22 protein-coding genes are annotated in these 20,249 nt (G+C 63.0%); 14 read left to right on the forward strand and 8 right to left on the reverse strand.

All coding sequences use genetic code 11. The features are described from left to right. Positions 1–7: 7 nt before the first annotated feature. The 3 genes from gshB to rsmI form a co-directional block, all read right to left on the reverse strand. On the reverse strand, positions 8–943 hold the full coding sequence (gshB, locus tag TR61_RS06425) for a glutathione synthase (protein WP_050929095.1): 936 nt from the start codon (positions 941–943) through the stop codon (positions 8–10). Between the two features lie 63 nt (positions 944–1,006). Next, positions 1,007–1,381: a YraN family protein gene (locus TR61_RS06430; protein WP_342669408.1), complete on the reverse strand. Its 375-nt coding sequence runs from the start codon at positions 1,379–1,381 to the stop codon at positions 1,007–1,009. Continuing rightward, complete coding sequence (gene rsmI, locus TR61_RS06435) at positions 1,378–2,241, reverse strand: 16S rRNA (cytidine(1402)-2'-O)-methyltransferase (protein WP_050929096.1); 864 nt, start codon at positions 2,239–2,241, stop codon at positions 1,378–1,380. Before rsmI ends, TR61_RS06430 begins: the two co-directional genes overlap by 4 nt. Before the next feature lie 85 nt (positions 2,242–2,326). Between rsmI and TR61_RS06440 the strand changes: the two genes are divergently transcribed. Continuing rightward, a complete protein-coding gene (locus tag TR61_RS06440) occupies positions 2,327–3,496 on the forward strand; it encodes a penicillin-binding protein activator (protein WP_050929097.1) in 1,170 nt (389 codons plus the stop codon). After that, positions 3,456–6,278, forward strand: a complete 2,823-nt coding sequence (locus TR61_RS06445) for a [protein-PII] uridylyltransferase (RefSeq protein ID WP_082181868.1) — start codon at positions 3,456–3,458, stop codon at positions 6,276–6,278. The genes TR61_RS06440 and TR61_RS06445 overlap by 41 nt, the downstream gene beginning before the upstream one ends. A gap of 32 nt (positions 6,279–6,310) precedes the next feature. On the opposite strand, the gene TR61_RS06450 is transcribed toward TR61_RS06445, so the two are convergent. Beyond that, complete coding sequence (locus tag TR61_RS06450) at positions 6,311–7,363, reverse strand: class I SAM-dependent methyltransferase (RefSeq protein WP_050929098.1); 1,053 nt, start codon at positions 7,361–7,363, stop codon at positions 6,311–6,313. Between the two features lies 1 nt (position 7,364). Beyond that, positions 7,365–7,688, reverse strand: coding sequence for a hypothetical protein (locus tag TR61_RS06455; protein ID WP_050929099.1), 324 nt, complete (start codon positions 7,686–7,688; stop codon positions 7,365–7,367). Between the two features lie 151 nt (positions 7,689–7,839). Here TR61_RS06455 and murJ point away from each other — a divergent pair, with 151 nt between their 5' ends. Beyond that, a complete protein-coding gene (murJ, locus tag TR61_RS06460) occupies positions 7,840–9,423 on the forward strand; it encodes a murein biosynthesis integral membrane protein MurJ (protein WP_050929100.1) in 1,584 nt (527 codons plus the stop codon). A 73-nt stretch (positions 9,424–9,496) separates the two neighbouring features. Continuing rightward, the gene (locus tag TR61_RS06465; RefSeq protein ID WP_050929159.1) at positions 9,497–9,688 is read left to right on the forward strand and encodes a YgaP family membrane protein; all 192 of its coding nucleotides are present in this window, start codon (positions 9,497–9,499) and stop codon (positions 9,686–9,688) included. Here the strand turns inward: TR61_RS06465 and TR61_RS06470 are convergent, their stop codons facing one another. Further along, entirely contained in the window at positions 9,689–10,375 is a 687-nt protein-coding gene (locus TR61_RS06470) for a rhomboid family intramembrane serine protease (protein ID WP_050929101.1), read from the reverse strand. A gap of 90 nt (positions 10,376–10,465) precedes the next feature. On the opposite strand from TR61_RS06470, the gene trpS reads away from it, so the two are divergent. Beyond that, positions 10,466–11,494 carry a tryptophan--tRNA ligase gene (gene trpS / locus TR61_RS06475; RefSeq protein WP_050929102.1) on the forward strand — a complete coding sequence of 343 codons (1,029 nt, stop codon included), beginning with the start codon at positions 10,466–10,468 and terminating at the stop codon, positions 11,492–11,494. Between the two features lie 28 nt (positions 11,495–11,522). Here trpS and TR61_RS06480 read toward each other — a convergent pair whose 3' ends face one another. Continuing rightward, positions 11,523–11,945 carry a globin domain-containing protein gene (locus tag TR61_RS06480; protein ID WP_050929103.1) on the reverse strand — a complete coding sequence of 141 codons (423 nt, stop codon included), beginning with the start codon at positions 11,943–11,945 and terminating at the stop codon, positions 11,523–11,525. A gap of 452 nt (positions 11,946–12,397) precedes the next feature. On the opposite strand from TR61_RS06480, the gene TR61_RS06485 reads away from it, so the two are divergent. From TR61_RS06485 to TR61_RS06520, 8 genes are all read left to right on the forward strand, one after another. Next, positions 12,398–12,652, forward strand: a complete 255-nt coding sequence (locus tag TR61_RS06485) for a PepSY domain-containing protein (RefSeq protein WP_050929104.1) — start codon at positions 12,398–12,400, stop codon at positions 12,650–12,652. A gap of 4 nt (positions 12,653–12,656) precedes the next feature. Further along, entirely contained in the window at positions 12,657–13,232 is a 576-nt protein-coding gene (locus tag TR61_RS06490) for a cytochrome b/b6 domain-containing protein (RefSeq protein WP_050929105.1), read from the forward strand. Further along, positions 13,229–13,753 (forward strand): helix-turn-helix transcriptional regulator, encoded by a 525-nt coding sequence (locus tag TR61_RS06495; protein WP_050929106.1) that lies wholly within the window; start codon positions 13,229–13,231, stop codon positions 13,751–13,753. Before TR61_RS06490 ends, TR61_RS06495 begins: the two co-directional genes overlap by 4 nt. Then, positions 13,753–14,457, forward strand: a complete 705-nt coding sequence (locus TR61_RS06500) for a VIT1/CCC1 transporter family protein (RefSeq protein ID WP_050929160.1) — start codon at positions 13,753–13,755, stop codon at positions 14,455–14,457. Before TR61_RS06495 ends, TR61_RS06500 begins: the two co-directional genes overlap by 1 nt. A gap of 120 nt (positions 14,458–14,577) precedes the next feature. Further along, on the forward strand, positions 14,578–15,441 hold the full coding sequence (locus TR61_RS06505; protein WP_050929107.1) for a branched-chain amino acid aminotransferase: 864 nt from the start codon (positions 14,578–14,580) through the stop codon (positions 15,439–15,441). 6 nt (positions 15,442–15,447) lie between these two features. Continuing rightward, positions 15,448–16,044: a 2-hydroxychromene-2-carboxylate isomerase gene (locus tag TR61_RS06510; protein WP_050929108.1), complete on the forward strand. Its 597-nt coding sequence runs from the start codon at positions 15,448–15,450 to the stop codon at positions 16,042–16,044. 79 nt (positions 16,045–16,123) lie between these two features. Then, positions 16,124–16,579 (forward strand): universal stress protein, encoded by a 456-nt coding sequence (locus TR61_RS06515; RefSeq protein WP_050929109.1) that lies wholly within the window; start codon positions 16,124–16,126, stop codon positions 16,577–16,579. A gap of 40 nt (positions 16,580–16,619) precedes the next feature. Next, a complete protein-coding gene (locus TR61_RS06520; RefSeq protein WP_050929110.1) occupies positions 16,620–18,014 on the forward strand; it encodes an alpha/beta fold hydrolase in 1,395 nt (464 codons plus the stop codon). Between the two features lie 9 nt (positions 18,015–18,023). On the opposite strand, the gene TR61_RS06525 is transcribed toward TR61_RS06520, so the two are convergent. Beyond that, on the reverse strand, positions 18,024–19,391 hold the full coding sequence (locus tag TR61_RS06525; protein WP_157440837.1) for a glutamine synthetase family protein: 1,368 nt from the start codon (positions 19,389–19,391) through the stop codon (positions 18,024–18,026). A gap of 248 nt (positions 19,392–19,639) precedes the next feature. Between TR61_RS06525 and TR61_RS06530 the strand changes: the two genes are divergently transcribed. Continuing rightward, positions 19,640–20,203 (forward strand): NifU family protein, encoded by a 564-nt coding sequence (locus TR61_RS06530; protein WP_050929112.1) that lies wholly within the window; start codon positions 19,640–19,642, stop codon positions 20,201–20,203. Positions 20,204–20,249 lie beyond the last annotated feature (46 nt).

A 20,249-nucleotide genomic window follows, 5' to 3' on the forward strand; every position in this document is an offset into this window, starting at 1 on the left:
GCGCGGATCAGGCCAGCTTGCCCTCGATCGCCTGCCAGATCTTTTCGGCGATATTGACGCCGTCGAACCGCTCCAGCTCCTGAATGCCGGTGGGAGAGGTCACGTTGATCTCGGTCAGGTAATCGCCGATCACGTCGATGCCCACGAAGATCTGGCCCTTTTCCTTTAGAAGCGGACCGATGGTGGCGCAGATTTCCAGATCGCGGTCGGTCAGGCCGATCTTCTCGGGCCGCCCACCCACATGCATGTTCGACCGAGTCTCGCCCTTGGCGGGTACGCGGTTGATCGCGCCAACCGCCTCGCCATCCACCAGGATCACGCGTTTGTCGCCATTGCTGACATCGGGCAGGAATTTCTGCACGATCAGCGGCTCGCGCGAGAACCCGGTGAAAAGTTCGTAAAGCGATGTGAGGTTGCGGTCATCGGCATCCAGACGGAACACCCCCGCGCCGCCATTGCCGTAAAGCGGTTTCAGAATGATGTCCTGATGCTTGACTTTGAACGCCTTGATCGTGTCCAGATCGCGGGCAATCGTCGTGGGCGGGGTCAGCTGCGGGAAATCCAGCACCAGCAGCTTTTCGGGATAGTTGCGCACCCAGAACGGATCATTGACCACCAGAACCTCGCCCTTCAGCCGGTCCAGAAGATGGGTCGAGGTGATGTAATGCATATCAAAGGGTGGATCCTGACGCAGCCAGACCACGTCGAACTCGGCCAGGTCCACCTCCCGCTCCGGGCCCAGAACGGCAGGGTCGCCCTCCACGCGCTGCACTGTCATGTCATGCCCGCGTGCGGTGATCCGCCCCTCCTGATAGGCCAGCCGGTCGGGGCTGTAGTAAAACAGGCTGTGCCCGCGCGCCTGGGCTTCTTCGGCCAGGCGGAAAGAGCTGTCGGCGTTGATATCCACCCCGCCGATCGGGTCCATCTGAAATGCGATTTTCATGCTGCGCGCCTTTTCTTGACTGGGCCGATACATGGCCCAGCGCGCGCGGTTATTCAATGTGTACTAGTGCACAGCAAATGCGTTTTCGATGATCTGATGCGCCCCGGCGCGATTGACCAGACCCAGATCAAAGCGGCATTCGGTCAGCGACCCCGCCGGTTGCGTGCCAAGAAATTCTTCGGCCGCCATCGCGATGCGCCGCATCTGCGCCGGACGCAGGCTTTCGGCGGCACGGTCGAAATCACCGGCCTGTTTCACTTCGACAAAGGCCAGCACGTCATCCTTGCGAAACACCAGGTCGATTTCCCCGCCCTGGCCGCGCCAGCGCCGCGCGATCAGTTCGTGGCCATCGCGCGCATAGGCGCGTTCGATACAGGTTTCGGCCGCAAGACCTGCGTGGTAATTCGACCGCCCCCGATGGTGCCGCGTATTCATCATTCCGCATCCTTTCCCAGCTTCAAAGCCAGTTGATAGACCTTGCGCCGCGCCAGCCCATGGGCCGCCGACACCGTATCGGCGGCATCCTTCACCGACATGGTCTTCAGCGCCGCCCGCACCTCCCCTTCTAAGTCCAATTCACTAATTTTCTCCGAATCCCCCCGTGCGATCAGCACCACAACCTCCCCTTTCAGGGCCTGAGTGCCGATTTTTTCGCTCAAATCCGTCAGGTTGCCCCGCTGGACCTCTTCGAATTTCTTGGTGATCTCGCGGCAGATCGCGGCCTGGCGCGCGCCGCCCAGGGCAAGGGCAGCGTCTTTCAGCATCGCGCCCACCCGGCGGGGCGATTCGAAAAAGATCAGTGTGGCGGGGATGTCCCTGAGGCTTTCCAGCCGCGCGCGGCGCGCCGAGGACGCCGAAGGCAGGAAGCCGCCAAAGAAAAACGCATCGCTTGCCAGCCCGGAAATCGCCAGCGCCGCCAGCGGCGCCGACGCGCCCGGCGCCACCGTCACCTTGTGGCCTGCCGCCGCCATCTCGCGGCCCAGTTCGAACCCCGGATCGGCGACAAGTGGCATACCGGCCTCAGAGGCATAGGCAACCGATTGCCCATCCGCCACCGCCTGCACCAGCTTTGCACGCACCCCGGGACCGCTGTGATCGTGATAGGCGATGATCCGTCGGTCGCCCAGGGCGATGCCGTGAATCTCCATCAATTTCCGCAGGCTGCGCGTGTCTTCGGCCGCCAGCACATCCGCCGATGCCAGAATATCCAGCGCCCGCAAGGTGATGTCCCGGGCCGTCCCGATCGGGGTCGCTACAAAGTACAGCCCCGGTGCAAGTGCAGTGATCTGAGGATTCAACGCTGGACCCGCCCCGACTGGTGTTTATTATCCCCCAAAGACCAGGCGGCGCGATGACGCCGCAGACCAGGGAGTGCCAGTGCCTATGTTCAACCTTTTCCGTTCGACCCGCAAGTTCGCGCTGGCCGCTTTTTCGGCCCTGGCTCTGGCGGCCTGTGATCTGCCTGCCCCCGGTCTGGGCGGCGGGCCCAGCATCAACACCAGCGCGCCCGTGCCCGTCGCGCTTCTGGTGCCGAGCGGGTCGGGCCAGTCAGGCGATGACGTGCTGGCGCAAAGCCTTGAGAACGCCGCCCGCCTGGCCATGGCCGAGCTGGAGGGCGTGACCATCGACCTGCGCGTCTATTCCACCGCAGGCAGCGCCCAGCAGGCCGCCGCGCAGACGTCGCAGGCCATCAGCGACGGGGCGCGCATCATCCTGGGCCCGGTCTATGCCGAGGCCGCCAATGCCGCCGGTGTCGCCGCCGCGGCGCGCAATATCAACGTGCTGTCGTTTTCCAACAATGCCTCGATCGCGGGCGGAAATGTCTTCGTGCTAGGCCCCACGTTCCAGAACACCGCTGACCGGCTGATCGGCTATGCCGGGCGGCAGGGGAAATCCAACGTGGTCGTGGTGCATTCCAATGACGTGGCCGGGCAGGTCGGGCGCAATGCGGTGCAATCGGCGGCTGCGCGATCCGCGGTTCAGGTCAGCGCGACGGTGCCTTATGAGCTGTCGCAGCAAAGCGTGATCTCGGCGATCCCGCAGGTCACGTCCGCTGTGCGCGGCTCGGGCGCGGATGCGATTTTCCTGACCGCCACCACCTCGGGCGCCTTGCCGCTGTTTGCCCAGCTTCTGCCCGAGGCCGGCCTGCGCAATGACGAGATCCAGTATATCGGCCTGACCCGCTGGGACATCCCGGCCCAGACGCTGGACTTGCCGGGGGTGCAGAACGGCTGGTTCGCCCTGCCCGACCCGGTTCTGTCGCAGCGGTTCAGCCAGCGCTATCAGGCGGCTTATGGCGGCACGCCCCACCCCATCGCCGGGCTGGCCTTTGACGGCATCGCCGCGATTGGCGCGCTGGTGGCCAACGGCCAATCGAACGCGCTGACCGGTGCGGCGCTGACGCAATCGGCGGGCTTTTCAGGTGTGAATGGCATCTTCCGTTTGCGCCCCGATGGCACTAATGAACGCGGGTTGGCCGTGGCCACGATCCAGAACAAACAGGTGGTTGTGATTGACCCTGCCCCAAGAAGCTTTGCCGGCGCCGGTTCCTGAACCGGCCCATTCGCCCGATCCCGAGACGCTGATCTGCCCTCCAGAGCAGATCTTTGATGCGGCCGCGATCCGCGCAGCCTTTGACGAGGCCGCCCAAAGCGGGGCGGATGCGGCCGAGCTGCGCAAGACCGCCGTGGCGCTGTTACGCAAGGCCAAGGAGGACGGGCGCGCGGCCATCGCTGCGGCATTTGCCGAAAACCCCTTTGCCGCGCGGCCGCTGACCCGCGCCTATACTTTCCTGACCGACGGGCTGGTGCGATCCACCCTGTACCTGGCGCAGACCCATCTGCACCCGGTGGCCAACCCCACCGATGGCGAACGCATCGCGCTGATTGCCGTGGGCGGATATGGCCGGGGCGAAATGGCCCCCTATTCCGATGTCGATCTGCTGTTCCTGACGCCCTACAAGATCACCCCCTGGGCCGAAAGCGTGATCGAAAGCATGCTGTACCTGCTGTGGGATCTGAAGCTGAAGGTCGGCCATGCCTCGCGTACGATCAAGGAATGTCTCCGCCTGGGGCAGGAAGATTTCACCATCCGCACCGCGCTTCTGGAGCACCGGTTCCTGGATGGCGACCGCGCCCTGGCGCAAGAGCTGAAGACGCGCCTGCGCACCGAGCTATTTTCCGGCACGGGTCGCGATTTCATCGAGGCCAAGCTGGAGGAACGCGAAAAGCGGCACCGGAAATATTTCCAGCGCTATGTGGTCGAACCCAATGTGAAAGAGGGCAAGGGCGGGCTGCGCGATCTGCAATCGCTGTTCTGGATCGCCAAATATATCCGCAATGTGGAAGACCCGGCCGAGCTGGTCGATCTGGGCGTCTTCCGGCCCGAAGAATTCGAACGCTTCGTCAAGGCCGAGGATTTCCTGTGGGGCGTGCGCGCGCATATGCATCTGATCGCGGGCCGCCCGGTGGAACAGCTGACTTTCGACATGCAGGTCGAGGTGGCCGAGCGGATGGGATACCAGGACAAGGCGGGCCGCCGGGGGGTGGAGCTGTTCATGCAGGAGTATTTCCTGCACGCCACCGCAGTGGGCGACCTGACCCGCATCCTGCTGAGCGATCTGGAAGCCAACCATGTGAAATCCGAACCCCTGCTGGAACGGATTTTCCGCCGCAAGCCACGCGTCAAGCCAGGTTATGAGGTGGTGCATAACCGGCTGAACCTGGAAAAGCCCAAGCAGTTTCTGGCCGATCCCCTGAACATTCTGCGCCTGTTCGAGGAAGCGCTGCGGACAGGCATGCTGATCCACCCCGATGCAATGCGGCTGGTGCGCGCGAACCTGCACCTGATCGACGACGAGGTGCGCAACAACCGCGAGGCGCAGCGGATCTTTCTGGACCTGCTGCTGAAACATGGCAATCCTGAACGGGCGCTGCGCCGGATGAACGAGCTGGGCGTATTGGCGGCCTTCATCCCCGAATTCGAACCCATCGTGGCGATGGTGCAGTTCAACATGTACCACAGCTATACGGTGGACGAGCATATCATCCAGTGCATCGCCCAGCTGGCCATGATCGAGAAGGGCGAGCTGGTGGAAGACCTGCCCGTGGCCTCGGGCATCCTGAAGAAGGGCGTGAACCGCAAGGTGCTGTATGTGGCGCTTCTGCTGCATGATATCGGAAAGGGCCGGGCCGAGGATCATTCGATGCTGGGCGCGCAGATCGCCCGCCAGGTCGCGCCCCGTCTGGGTCTGAGCAAGTCCGAGGTCGAGACCGTCGAATGGCTGGTCCGCTATCACCTGCTGATGTCGGACATGGCGCAGAAACGCGATATCGCCGATCCGCGCACGGTGCGCGATTTCTGCAAGGCGGTGCAGACGGTCAAACGGCTGGACCTTTTGTGCGTTCTGACGGTCTGCGATATCCGCGGGGTTGGGCCTGATACCTGGAACAACTGGAAAGCGGCGCTGATCCGGGCGCTTTATCGTCAGGCGCGGCGCGCGCTTGAGACGGGGATGGAAGACCTCAACCGCGAAAACCGCGGGGCGGAGGCCAAGAAAGCCCTGCGCGAGGCGCTGCCCGACTGGTCGAAGGCCGATCTGAAACGCGAAACCGCGCGCCACTACGATCCCTACTGGCAGGGGCTGCATGTCACCGCCCATGTGGATTTCGCCCGAATGCTGCGCGAGCTGGATCAGATCGACGATCCGGCGCGCATCCTGATCAACCTTTTCCCCGACGAAGACCGCGACGCGACGCGCGCCAGTTTCGTCATGTCGGACCATCCCGGCATCTTTTCGCGCGTGGCCGGTGCTTTGGCCCTTGTGGGCGCAAACGTCGTCGATGCGCGCAGCTATACCACCAAGGACGGCTATGTGACCGACGCGTTCTGGATCCAGGACAGCGAGGGCAAACCCTATGAGGCCTCGCGCCTGCCGCGCCTGACACAGATGATCGAAAAGACGTTGAGAGGAGAAGTGGTCGCCCGCGAGGCGCTGAAGTCGCGCGACAAGGTGAAAAAGCGCGAGAAGGCCTTCAACGTGCCCACGCATATCACCTTCGACAATGAAGGATCGGATATCTACACGATCATCGAGGTCGACACCCGCGACCGGCCCGGCCTGCTCTATGATCTGGCCCGCGCGCTGGCGGATATGAATGTAAACATCGCCAATGCGGTGATCGCGACCTATGGCGAACAGGTGGTCGACACCTTCTATGTCAAGGACATGTTCGGGCTGAAATACCACTCCAAACCCAAACAGAAAGCTCTTGAGAAGAAGCTGCGCGACGCCATCGCGGCAGGGGCCGAGCGCGCGCGCGCCGAAGCAGGCTGAGATCCCGGCGCGGGGGCCGGCATCACATTGGTTCAGGCACGTTCGGCGGCGATGATCGTCCAGGGAAAGCGCCAATAGGGGCTGTTTTCGGTGTCGATGCCTTCGGCCTCCTGAAAGGGCTCGATCGAGATATTGGTGAAGCCGCGCGCCTCAAGCTCGGCGCGTACATCCATTTCCGCCAGCGGCACCATGAAGGGTTCATTGTTCCGGCGGCTGTGGCCGTAATGGATGAACTCGGCAAACGGGTCGGGCAGGATATAGAAATCCAGATGCACCATGCGGCCCCCGGGTTTCAGGACGCGGGCGCATTCGTCGAAGGTTTTGCCGATCTCTTCGGGCGGCATTTCATGGAGCAGCATCGTTGAGGTGACCAGATCGAAGCTGTGATCGTCATAATCCGTCTCATAGGCGCTCATCTGGCGGAAGCGCACGTTTTCGGCCTGGGCCTGCGCGGCGTCTGCGGCCGCCAGCGTCAGGCAAGGCGCGGCCAGATCGACGGCTTCCACTTGCGTGTCGCGCAGTTCTTCCCAGAAGGGGCGCGTGGATTTGCCAAAGCCGCAGCCCATGTCCAGCATCCTCTCCGGCACGCCGTCGCGGATCGCGCGATCCGTCAGCCGCCCATGCATGTCGCGGTGTTTCTCTCCCAACATCGGCGTGGTGGAACGCGCGCCGCGTTCATAGATGAAGCCTGATACGGCATCGCTCCACACCCCGCCGGGGTGCTGGTGGACGTCGACGGTCTCATAGTAGACCGGGTTTTCAAAATCGGGGTTCAGCTCAAGCCGCAGGTCATCCGACATGTCGGGCAGGCTGCCGGTCAGGGCTGTGCTGCGTTCCTTGTGATAGGGATCAAGGCCATAGGGCCCTGAGTATTTCATCCGCTGCAGGTGCCGCTCCATCCAGCCGAAAAACCGATATGTCGTGCTGTCTTGCAACAGCTCTGCCACGTCATGGCGCGAGCTCGGTGCAGACCCGGCGGCCTTTTCGGCATATTCGGCCTTGAGCGCGGGATAAAGCCGCGTGGTCCAGTGTTTCTTCATGTCCAGGATCACGTCCTGGGCGGCCACGAAACTGCGATCGTCCATCTCAACTCTCCTTCTCGGGCGCACCGGCAGAGGCTTGCAGACCCGTCAGATTGTCCAGAAGCCCCGCGACAAAGGCCTGACGCGCGGCTTCACGCGATTGGCGTTCCTCGTGATCAGGTTCTGCGTCCAGCGCGGCGGGATCCACCACGCCTGCCTTGGCCAAGGCGGCCTCCAGCGCCATGACTCGGTCTTTCAGCACCCAGACCTCGGTCGCCAATGTCATCGTCACGGCAAAGGCGCGATCCAGCGCGGGATCGGCAAAGAAAGTCTGTTCCGGCAAAGGTGTTTCGGGCGGTCCCTGGGTGACCCAATCGGGGTTCTTCATTTTGCGCGCCTCCCTCGTTGTGACGACTGGCATCATTGCGAGGCCACGGCAGCAAATCAACCGCCGCATCCGGGCCCGCGATATGATCTGTTCCCTTCCCGTGCCGCGCAAATGCAGCTATCACGGAACAAACGGGCAAAGAGCAGGTCCCATGAAACCCATAAGGCTGGTCTCGGGCTTTCTGACGGTGGGCGTCTGGACGCTTCTGAGCCGTGTGTTCGGATTTGTCCGCGATGTGATGATCGCGGGCTTTCTGGGCGCGGGCCCCGTGGCCGAGGCCTTCCTGATCGCCTTTTCCCTGCCCAACATGTTCCGCCGCTTCTTTGCCGAAGGGGCGTTCAACACCGCCTTCGTGCCGCTTTTTTCCAAGAAGCTGGAAGGGGGCGAGGATGCCGAAACCTTTGCCCGCGATGCCTTTTCCGCACTGGCAAGCTTTCTGATCCTGTTCACGCTTGTGGCGCAGCTGGCGATGCCCTGGCTGGTGCTGGCGATGGCCAGTGGCTTTGCCGGTGATGCACGCTTCGGCATTGCCGTCGATTTCGGGCGGATCGCCTTTGTCTATATCCTGTTCATCTCGCTCGCCGCGTTGTTGTCGGGGGTGCTGAACGCCACAGGCCGCTTTGCCGCCGCAGCGGCGGCACCGGTGTTGCTGAACGCCATTCTGATCGCGGTGATCTGGATGGCGCATGCCACCTATGCCGGGCCAGCGGGCGAGGTTCTGCCCGGCGTCACGGGCCGGTCGCTGCATATTGGCACCTGGATGACCTGGGCGGTGCCGCTGGCCGGTATCGCGCAGATGGGTGTCGTCTGGTGGGCGGCGGGACGGGCGGGCTTCAGGTTCAGCCTCCGGCTGCCGCGTCTGACGCCGGATCTGAAACGGCTGGCGGTGATCGCCCTGCCCGCGATGCTGGCGGGCGGTGTGGTGCAGATCAACCTGCTGGTGGGCCGTCAGGTCGCGTCCTTCTTTGACGGGGCGATTGCGTGGCTCAGCTATGCCGACAGGCTCTATCAATTGCCGCTCGGCGTGGTGGGCATCGCCATTGGCGTGGTGCTGCTTCCGGACCTGTCGCGCCGGTTGCGCGCGGGCGATGCCGCGGGCGGTCGCGACGCGCTGAGCCGCGCCGGAGAGATGTCGATGGCGCTGACCGTGCCATCCGCCGTGGCGCTGATCGTGATACCGGGGGCTCTGATTTCGGTGCTGTTCGGACGGGGGGCCTTTACCGCCCAGGACGTGGAGGCGACGGCACTGGCGGTCGCCGTCTATGGCGCGGGGCTGCCAGCCTTTGTGCTGCAGAAGGTGCTGCAGCCTTTGTATTTTGCACGCGAGGACACGCGCACACCGTTCCGCTTCGCACTGGTTGCAATGGTCATCAACGCGGTTGTGGCCGTGGGCATGGCCTGGGCCATCGGTTTCATCGGCGCGGCGATCGGCACCACGGTGGCGGCCTGGGCTATGGTGTGGCTTTTGTGGCGCGGCACGCGGGCCATGGGCGACGTGGCGCGGTTCGATGACCGGTTCCGCGCGCGGCTGCCCCGGATTGTTGCGGCCTCGGTCCTGATGGGGCTGGCGCTTTGGGGCATGTCAGTGTGGCTTGCCCCGGTCCTGGCGCAAGCGGGCCTGCGCTGGCTGGGGCTTCTGGCGCTGATCCTCGCGGGCATGGCCGTCTATTTCAGCGTGGGCCACCTGATCGGCGCCTTCCGTCTGGGAGAGTTCCGCCGCGCCCTGCGGCGCTGATTTGCGCCAAATCAATGTTCGGACGGTCGCGACGTGCCAGATTGCGCGCAGGTAACACACTCAGGAGAGTATGATGACACGCAATGAAGGCACCCTTGACCGCTCTGCCCGGATCCTTCTGGGCCTGATCCTGTTGTCGCTGGTCTTTGTCGGACCGCAAACCATGTGGGGGCTGGTCGGTATCGTGCCGCTGGCAACCGGGCTCTTGGGCTATTGTCCGCTTTACAGCGTTCTGGGGATCAGCACCTGCCCGATGAAATCCTGATCAGTCGTGGCGGATCTGGTCGCGCACCCGCGACCAGCCGCCGGGGCTGAGCACGAAGGACAATCCAAACCCCACCGCGAAGCCCGCCACATCGGCGACCCAGTCCTTCTGCCCGCCGAACAGCAGGCCGAAGATCAGCTGAAACGCCATCAGGAAGCCGATCAGCATGAAGGCGCGGTACTGGTTCTCGCCCATCTGGCCGAGATTGCGCCAGAGCACATAGGTGAACCCGCCGATCAGCCCGTAAACACTGGGGAACGAACCCACCAGCGGGATGCGTTCATCCAGGATCAGCGCATAGGCCAGCGCGCCGCCTACGCCGGAAAGCACGAAAATGGCCAGCATCCGCCACTGGCCAAAGGCCTCGGCCACCATCTTGCCCATGGCCAAGAGGATCACCCCCGCAAAGGCCGCGTGGGTCAGCGATCCGTGAACGAAGCTGTAGGTGAAAAACCGCAGCATATGGTCCAGCGGATATTGGCCCGTTTCCACCATCCAGTCGAAAATCTCTCCGCTGAAGGCATAGCTTTGCAGCGCCCACAGCCGCCAGCCCACCGCGTCAGGCCCGCCGATGACGCCCTGCGCGCCCAGTGAAAACGCCGCCTCGATCACCACGATGGCCAGAAACAGCAGCACCACCAGCGGCGGCAGGGGGTTTACCGGGTTCTGATTGGGATCACTGCTCATCCACGTGCCGTCCTTCTTGGGCGCTTCTTGACGCCGCCTGACCCCATGGGTAAGCGAGGCGGGCGATTTTTACCAGATGAGAGTGCGCAGATGTCCCAGACCCAATTCACGCCGCGTGTGTTTTCCGGCATCCAGCCGTCGGGCGGGCTGACGCTGGGCAACTATCTGGGGGCGATCAAACGCTTTGTGGATATGCAGGGCCCCGAGTTCGAGACGATCTATTGCATGGTCGATCTGCATGCGATCACCGTCTGGCAGAACCCCGCCGATCTGACGCGCAACACGCGCGAGCTGTGCGCCGGCTTCATCGCCGCCGGCATCGACCCGGAACAATCCGTGCTGATCAACCAAAGCCAGGTGCCCGAACATGCGCAGCTGGGCTGGGTGTTCAACTGCGTGGCGCGCATGGGCTGGATGAAGCGCATGACGCAGTTCAAGGACAAGGCAGGCAAGAATGCCGAGAACGCCTCGCTTGGGTTGTTCGGCTATCCGGCGCTGATGGCGGCGGACATTCTGGTCTATCACGCCACCCATGTGCCGGTGGGCGAGGATCAGAAGCAGCATCTGGAGCTGACCCGCGATATCGCGGCCAAGTTCAACCATGATTACGGCGTGGATTTCTTCCCGATGACCGAACCGGTGATCGAAGGGGCCGCCACGCGGGTGATGAGCCTGCGCGACGGGTCCAAGAAGATGTCGAAATCCGATCCGTCCGACATGGCGCGGATCAACATGACCGATGACGCCGACGCGATCGCCAAGAAGATCCGCAAGGCCAAGACCGATCCCGACGCGCTCCCGTCCGAGGCAGAGGGGCTGGAAAACCGCCCCGAGGCGCGGAACCTCGTGAACATCTATGCCGCGCTGAACGATCAGACCGTGGACGAGGTGCTGCGCGATGTGGGCGGCAAGCAGTTCGGTGAATTCAAACCGATGCTGGCCGATCTGGCAGTGGCGAAACTGTCGCCGATTTCAGGCGAGATGGCGCGGCTGATGGATGATCCGGCGGAGATTGACCGCATCCTGTCGCGCGGATCACAGCGCGCACGGGAGATCACCGCTCCGATCCTGAAGCGGACCTATGAGATCGTGGGGATGGTCGCACCGGTCGAGGTTTGACCGCAAGGCATCCGGTAGGCCGCGCGCCTTACCCTTCCTTGATCTTGCCGCGCTGGATCATGCTGGCGCTGACCTGATCAAACGCCTCGCGCCAGGCTGCTTCCAGCGTGGGTGTGAACTCTTCTCCGAGAACCATGCGCAGGGTATCGATCAATGCCTCGCGCATTGGTTCGAAATGGCTGCGCTTGACGCCGATTGTGGCGTGAAGTTCACCCAGTTCGGCGTATTTTTCGACGTTCTTGTCGTCCTGGTCCAGGTTGTCGACGATCATGCCCAGGGTGGTCATGAATTTCATGCCTTGCCCGGCCAAATCCTCGCGAAACAGCGCGCGCAGATGTGGGGCGTGCCGGAACAGGGCTTCGTAGAATTCCCGTGAATGGGTTTCCACATCTCGTGACAACACCTTGTAGCTGTTGCGGAGCAACTCCAACTCGATCGAATTCAGGGACATACCGCACCCTCCTATGCTGGCTGACACCAGAATAGCACCAAGCCACCTGACAGCCTAATCGGCCCGCGGCGGGAGGCTCCCGGCAGGCTGTTTGTCTTGATTAGGTGGATAACGTCAGGCTGCGGGCCCGCATGATATGCGATGGCTGCCTGCCGGGGTTGTAAGGCCCGACAAGGCGAAATGCGCGATGGAACACCATCTGCCCTGAGCGTGCCAGACGGTTGTGTGCCGACTGGCGCATGTGATCACGGGGGCAGTGTATACGCGCAGGACCTTGCCAAAGCGTGACAGCACCGTGCGCCGGATGAACGGCGTTCAGGCAAATGTCCGCTCTAAGCAGGCGCTTATCGGGGGGCGCATAAACCACGCGCCAATGGTTTCCCCGGCTTTCTGATCCGACATCCGGGGCAGCGACAACATCGGGTTGCCGCTGCAACACAAGGAATGAAACCATGCGCAAACTTGCAATCATCGCTCTTATGACCCTTGCCTCTCCGGCGCTGGCCGAAGACGTGACAATGAACAGCGTCCTCGGGACGACACTGGACGAGGTGCAGGCCTCTCTGACCGCGATGGGCTATGACGTCCGCAAGGCCGAAATGGAAGACGGCCAGATCGAGGTCTATTTCATCCGCGATGGCCAGATGGGAGAGGTCTATGTCAATCCCAGGACCGGCGCTGTCTCGAAACTCGAAATCAAGAGCTGAGGCTGTGACCGCTGTTGCACAAAGGACCAGCGGGCGCATCAGCGCCCGCGAGGTTGCCGTCTGGGATCCGCTGGTGCGGCTGATCCACTGGACGCTTGCCCTGACGATCCTTCTGAACGCAACCGTGATCGAGGACGAAAGCACAGCCCATGAATGGATCGGCTATGTCGCCCTGGGCCTGGTCGGGCTGCGCGTGATCTGGGCGCTGGTTGGTCCGACACATGCACGGTTTTCGTCTTTTCCGCCAAGCCCGGCACGGGCCGCGCGCCACCTGCGGGCAATCTTCGCCAAGGAGCACAGCGTTTTTCTTTCGCACAACCCGCTTGGTGCGCTGATGGTCTATAACATCTGGCTGAGCGTGATCGCCCTGGGCGTGACCGGCTATATGATGACGACCCTTGCCTTTTTCGGGGTCGAATGGGTCGAGGAGGCTCATGAGGTGATATTCGGCTGGCTGGTGCTTTCGGTCGCGCTTCATGTTGCGGGTGTGGCCTTGGAAACGCGGCGCTCTGGTGTCAAGCTGGTGCGTGCGATGATAACCGGTCGGAAGAATATCCCCGAGGGAAGCTGCATGAAATGAAACTCGGGCTGTGGCCGGCAAAGACGAAGGAAAGGCGCGCAACGATCCTTGCGGGCCTGATCCTTGTGCAGGCGCTTTGCGCGCTGTTTTTCATTGCCGATGTGATCGAGGATCTGAGACTGGACGGCCGGATCGACGGCCCGCATATGGTGCTGGAATTCGTTGCCGCCGTGGCACTGGTGGGCGGCGTCATCTTCCTGATGATCGAATTGCGCGGATTGCTTGCTCGCATGTCGGATATGCAGACCGGGCTGGACATTGCGCATGGACATCTGGCCGACATTATCGAAGGTTTCTTCGACGAATGGGGCCTGACGGATGCGGAACGGGATGTCGCAATCATGATCCTGAAGGGGCTGGACAATGACGCCATTGCCCGAGTGCGCAACACTGCGGCCGGAACGGTGCGTGCGCAGGCAACCCGGATCTATGCCAAATCACGGACGGATGGCCGTGCGCAGTTCATCAGCCTGTTCGTCGAGGAACTCTTGGCCGGAAACACCCAACTTGGAGACATATGATGACCCAACCCAGCGCCCATTCAGACGATCCGCATTATGTCACCCGCAGCGGCTGGCTGCGCGCCGCGGTTCTGGGCGCGAATGACGGCATCGTTTCGGTTTCGTCGCTGGTGGTCGGTGTCGCGGCGGCAGACCCAAGCCCGCGGGCGGTTTTGATCGCCGGTGTCGCCGGGCTGGTGGCTGGTGCGATGTCGATGGCCGCGGGCGAGTATGTCTCGGTCTCGTCGCAGTCGGACACCGAACGCGCCGATATCGAGCGGGAGAAAACCGCCCTTGAGGAAACCCCCGAGGCCGAATTGGAAGAGCTGGTCGCGATTTATGAGGAACGGGGGTTAAGCAGGCCGACCGCGGAAGCCGTCGCCAGGGAACTGACCGAGAAGGATGCCCTTGGCGCCCATATCCGGGATGAGCTGGGGCTGTCCGAAGTTCATACCGCGAACCCGCTTCAGGCGGCGCTGGCATCCGGCGCGACCTTCAGCGTGGCCGCCGCCGTGCCCGTGCTTGCAGCGTTTCTGGCACCCGCCACGGCGATCATTCCGACCGTTCTGGTGGTGACGATATTCGCGTTGGCGATCCTTGGGGCGCTTGGCGCCAAGGCAGGGGCCGCTCCTGTTGCGCCGGCGATGTTGCGTGTTGTGGGGTGGGGCGTCTTCGCCATGGCCGTCACGGCGGCGATCGGGTGGCTGTTCGGTGTGAGTGTCTGAGCGCATAGCCCGTCAAGGGCGCTTTGACTGGTGCCGCGCGCCAACCACCTGCGGCGCCAGAAAGGTCTGGACGGCTGACCCATTCCCGGCCTAACGTCTGCACTCAGGGAGGACGCGATCATGGCGGTTGGAACCAATATCAAAACCTATTTCCAGGGCACATGGCACGAGGGCGACGCCCCGATCATGCGCGCGGCCGATCACGGGTCGTGGCTGGGCAGTTCGGTCTTTGACGGCGCGCGGTATTTCGACGGGCTGGCCCCGGATCTTGAGCCGCATTGCGCCCGTGTGAACCGGTCGGCCAAGGCGCTGATGCTGACACCCACGGTCAGCACCGAAGAGATGGTCGAGATCGTGCGCGAAGGCTTGAAGATGTACGCGCCGGGCACGCCCGTTTACATCCGTCCGATGTATTGGGGCATCCATGGCGATCCCACGGCCATCATCCCCTCGCCCGAAGAGACGGGGTTCGCCATCTGTCTTGAGGAAATCCCGATGGCGCCCGCGACCGCCACGGCGACGCTGACGCGCACGCGCTTCCGCCGCCCGGTTCTGGAAAGCGCGGTGGTCAATGCCAAGGCGGGCTGCCTTTATCCCAACAATGCCCGGATGCTGGCCGAGGCGCGCGCCAAGGGCTTTGCCAATGCGCTGGTGGCCGACGCGATGGGCAATGTGGCCGAAACCGCCACGGCGAATATCTTCATGGTCCGCGATGGCGAGGTGTTCACCCCCATCGCCAATGGCACCTTCCTGGCCGGGATCACCCGCGCGCGCCATATCAGCAACATGACTGCCGATGGCATGCGCGTGCATGAAACCGTCCTGACCTTCGAGGATTTCGAAGCCGCGGACGAGGTCTTCATGTCGGGCAACATGTCCAAGGTCACCCCTGTCACCGCCTTTGACGACACTCATTACCAGGTCGGTCCCATCACCCGCCGCGTGCGCGAGATGTATTGGGACTGGGCCGCCACGAACGGATAACGCAACATGACCAAACCGCTTGAATTCTGGTTCGAGTTCGCCTCGACCTACAGCTATCCGGCAGCATTGCAGGTCGAAGAGGCGTGCAAGGCCGTGGGCGTGCCGCTGATCTGGAAACCCTTCCTTCTGGGGCCGGTTTTCGCGGCGCAGGGCATGACGGATTCACCGTTCAACATGTTCCCGGTCAAGGGCACCTATATGTGGCGCGATCTGGAACGGATCTGCGGCGATGCGGGGCTGGGCTGGACCCAACCCACGGGCTTTCCACGCGGGTCGGTTCTGGCCGGGCGGATCGCGGCGCGCAACGCGGATGCCGGATGGGTCGGGGATTTCGTGCGCGCGGTCTATACCGCGAATTTCGCACAGGACCGCGATATCGCGGATGACGCGGTGATTGCCGACATCCTGTCCGAGATCGGCCAGGATCCGGAAGCGGTGATCGCCGACGCAACCAGCCCCGAAGGCAAGGTCCATCTGCGCGCCAATACCGAAGAGGCGCAGGAAAAAGGCCTGTTCGGCGCACCCAGCATGCGCGTGGGCGACGAGCTTTTCTGGGGCCATGACCGTCTGGCGCAGGCCATCGCCTGGGCGCAGAAGAGCTGACGCGCGCGGCAAAGCTTTCCATTGCGCAATGCGTGGGCTTGGGTCATCTTGCACCTCAGCTTCAAGGGGAAGACCGGCCATGCGTAAATTTCTCGTCGTGCTGGATGATAGCAAGGAATGCCTCAACGCCATGCGGTTCGCGGCGATGCGGGCGGCCCATACCGGCGGTGGGGTAGAGATCTTGTCGGTGATCCCCCCCGATGAATTCAATCACTGGATCGGTGTTGGCGATATCATGCGCGAGGAAGCGCGCGAGCGCATTCATGCGCATTTCGAGGTCTTCGCCAAATGGATGCGCGACCGGCAGGGGGTCGACCCCGAACTTGTGATCCGCGAAGGCGAACCGGTGCCCGAGATCATGGCGCAGGTGAAGGAAGATCCGGAAATCGGCGTGCTGGTTCTGGGTGCGGGGACCGACAAGAAAGGCCCCGGACCGCTGGTCACGCAACTCAGCCGCAATTCCGGAACGCTTCCCATTCCCATCACCATCGTGCCCGGCCATCTGACCAAGGAACAGCTGGAAGCGATCACCTAGCACCGCCCTCCCGAAGGGCCCCAAGCAATCGGGAGACAACATGAGCCGCCGCAGACTTGCCGCCATTCTGTCTCTTGATGTGGTGGGGTACAGCCGGATGATGCAGGGCGGCGCGGCGTCGGTGTTGAAAACGCTCAACGCGCTTTATCGCGATCTGGTCACGCCGAAGGTGACGGAACATGGCGGGCGCGTGGTCAAGCTGATGGGCGACGGTGCGCTGATCGATTTCCCCTCGGCCAGCCAGGCGCTGGCGGCGGCGATTGCCATTCAGACCGCACTGCGGGCGCCAGATCACCCCTATACCACGCCCGAGCGCATCCAGCTGCGCGCGGGGTTGCATGTGGGCGATGTCACCGATGACGGCAATGATATCTTTGGCGACGGGGTGAACATCGCCACGCGGTTGCAGGCGGCGGCGGAACCGGGTGGCATTCTTCTGTCGAAGATGATGAGCGACCTGGCCGGGTCTGATTTCGCCCCTCTGATGCGGGGTGAAGGGCTGCACAGCTACAAGGGCATTGCCCAGCCGATCGAAGTGATGTCGGTGACCTTCGCCGATCCGCGCCGCGAGGACTCCCGCGCCGCGTTCGCCAAGATGGGTGACATTCAATACTGCCGCAGCAAGGACGGGGTCAGCCTGGCCTGGACCGAAAGCGGAACCGGCAGCACCGTTGTCAAAGCGCCAAACTGGATCGGGAACATCGAACTGGACTGGCGCAATCCGGCGCTCTCGCCCATCCTTTCCTCGGTTGCGCACCATCACCGGATGGTGCGGTTCGATGCACGGCTGAACGGCCTTTCAGACTGGGACGCCGAAGCCTGCACCTTTGAAAGTTTTGTCGATGATCTGGAAGCGGTCTTTGACGCCGCCGGGATTGATCGCGCACCGATCCTTGCGATCTCGCAAGGGTCATGCGTGGCAGCCGCGTTCGCCGCCCGCCGGCCCGAGCGCGTCTCGGCCATCGTCATGATCGGGGGTTTCCCGCAAGGCCGTGCCCGGCGTACATCGGCCAAGGACAAAGCGCGGGCACAGGCGTTGAAAGAGATGATGACCGCCGGATGGGACGATGATTTCCCTTCGCTGCGCGATCTCATGGCGCAGCTGATCGTGCCGGGTGCAAGCCACGAAGCGCGCCTTCAATATGCCGAGGACATGCGCAAGATGATCTCGCCCGAGAACATGGGCAGGTACCGCGAGACCATCGACAATATCGACATTCTGGACCGTATCGCAAATGTCAGCGCCCCTTGCCTTGTCTGCCACGCGACGGGGGATCGGATGCAGCCGGTCGAACAGGGACGTCTGTTTGCCAAGGGCCTGCCCAACGCGCGTTTCATTTCCTTTGACAGCCCGAACCACGTGCTGCCCGACAATGACCCGGAATGGCCGCGGCTTGAGCGTGAAGTCCTGGCGTTTCTGGCGCAACACGCCTGAGCCGCCCGGTCACACCCTGTCGCGGAAAATGTCGATCTCGAACTGGCTGACATGGGACAGGAGGCGGTCGTATTCCTGTTCTTTCGCGTTCAGGAAAGCCTCGTGGAACAGGGGCGGCAGCACGGTTTGCATCCAGTCGCTGTCGCGGAAACTGCGCAGGGCATCGGCCATCTGCGTGGGCACCGCATCAAGCCCCAGATCGAAGGGGTTTCCGATGATCGGATCGGGGGGCGGCATCTCTCCCAGCACCCCGTCAAGGATCGCGCGCAGCAGCACCGCCGTCAACAGATAGGGGTTGGCATCGGCCCCGCCGATACGATGTTCGATGCGGCGGTTGGCCCCGTCCCCACCGGGAATGCGGATCGGCAGGAAGCGGTTGTCATGGCCCCAGCCCAGAAGCGTGGGCGCGTAGGCATTGGCCCTCAGCCTGCGGTACGAGCTGAAATGCGGGGCCATGATCAGCTGCATATCCACCGCCCGATCCAGAAGCCCCGCCACCGCATGGCGCAGGGTGGCGCTGCCCTGATCGGTGCCGTCGTCGAAGATGTTCTGCCCGTCCTCGTCCAGCACGCTGACATGCAGGTGCAGGCCCGCACCGTCCAGATCGGGAAAGGGTTTGGGCATGAAAGTCGCGCCAAACCCGTGACGCCGCGCCACCGCGCGCACGATCAGGCGCAGCAGGGTCAGATCATCAGCCGCCTTCATCACATCGGCGGTATGAGCGATGTTGACCTCAAGCATCGCGGTTCCGTTTTCCGAACCCAGCCCGATCACCTCAACCCCGCTGGCCGTGCAGGCCTGGGTGATATCGCGGAACAGATCGCCGAACAGGTCGAATTCATCCAGATGGCAGGGATCGCGTCCGATCATGGGCCGGCCCGTCACCGGGTGAGGCGGCAGCGCGAGGCCCGGCTGGGACGGGTCATAAAGGTAAAACTCAACCTCAAGCGCGGTGACAGGGCGCAGCCCGGCGGTGGCATAATCATCCAGCACCCGCTGCAGCACATGCCGGCACGATGTTTCCACCGGGCGGCCATCGGGCCAGACCATGTCGGTCAGCACCCAGGCCGTATCGGCGCGGCTTGGCGACGGAAGCGGATCGCGCGGGGCGCGGGTGACGAAGATATCGCCATCGCCGGTGGCTAGAACCTCGCTGCAATTGGGGATCTCTTCGCCGATGAAATCGACCGTGGGCATCGACAGCGGCACCGCGGCGCGGCCCTTGTCGATCTTTCCCGCCTGGGCGCGCGGCATCGCCTTGGCGCGCAGCACACCATTCACATCGGGCGTGGCGACGGCGACGGTCTGGATTTCGGGCCGTGTGGCCAACCAGTCTTCGACGCTTTGATGCGGTCCGGTTGTCTGATCTTTGGCCACGGCGGGTCCCTCTCGTGGTTGTGGAGGTTTGGTTTCATGCAACACGGCGCGGTGCCGATCGGTCAAGCCTGCTTGGCCGCGATCCGATCCCGACCTGCGGGATTTGCGCGGAGAACCGGCCAAGAACGCCTGCAAAGGTGAGTTTCCCTTGCACCTTCATCGCCGTCAGTTTAGAATCATTCCAAACCTTGACTTAATCCGATGCGGTCCGCATATGGAAAAGACCGCGCTTTAGGAGGCCGCACACGATGTTCATTCAAACCGAATCCACGCCGAACCCGGCCACGTTGAAATTCCTGCCCGGCCAGACCGTGCTTGAGATGGGCACCGCCGATTTCCCCAGCGCGGACACGGCTGACAAATCGCCCCTCGCGACCCGCGTTTTCGCGGTAAACGGCGTCACCGGCGTGTTCTTCGGCAATGATTTCGTCACCGTGACCAAGGAAGACGCGGTGGAATGGGACCATATCAAACCCGCGATCCTGGGCGCGATCATGGAGCATTACCAATCCGGCGATCCGGTGATGGCCGGCGATCACGAGCCCGCCAGCGGCCATGCCGAACATACCGGTGAGAACGCAGAAATCGTGGGTCAGATCAAGGAATTGCTGGACAGCCGCGTGCGCCCCGCCGTGGCCCAAGATGGCGGCGACATCACCTTCCACGGCTTTGACCGCGGGGTGGTCTATCTGCACATGCAGGGCGCCTGCGCGGGCTGCCCGTCGTCGACCCTGACACTGAAAATGGGGATCGAGAACCTGCTGCGCCACTATATCCCCGAAGTGACCGAGGTGCGCCCGGTTGCCGTCTGACGCAACCTGCAACGGAATATCCACGACCGGGCGCTGCTTCTGCGGC

It is taken from the genome of Aestuariivita boseongensis (assembly GCF_001262635.1).
Taxonomy (GTDB): domain Bacteria; phylum Pseudomonadota; class Alphaproteobacteria; order Rhodobacterales; family Rhodobacteraceae; genus Aestuariivita; species Aestuariivita boseongensis.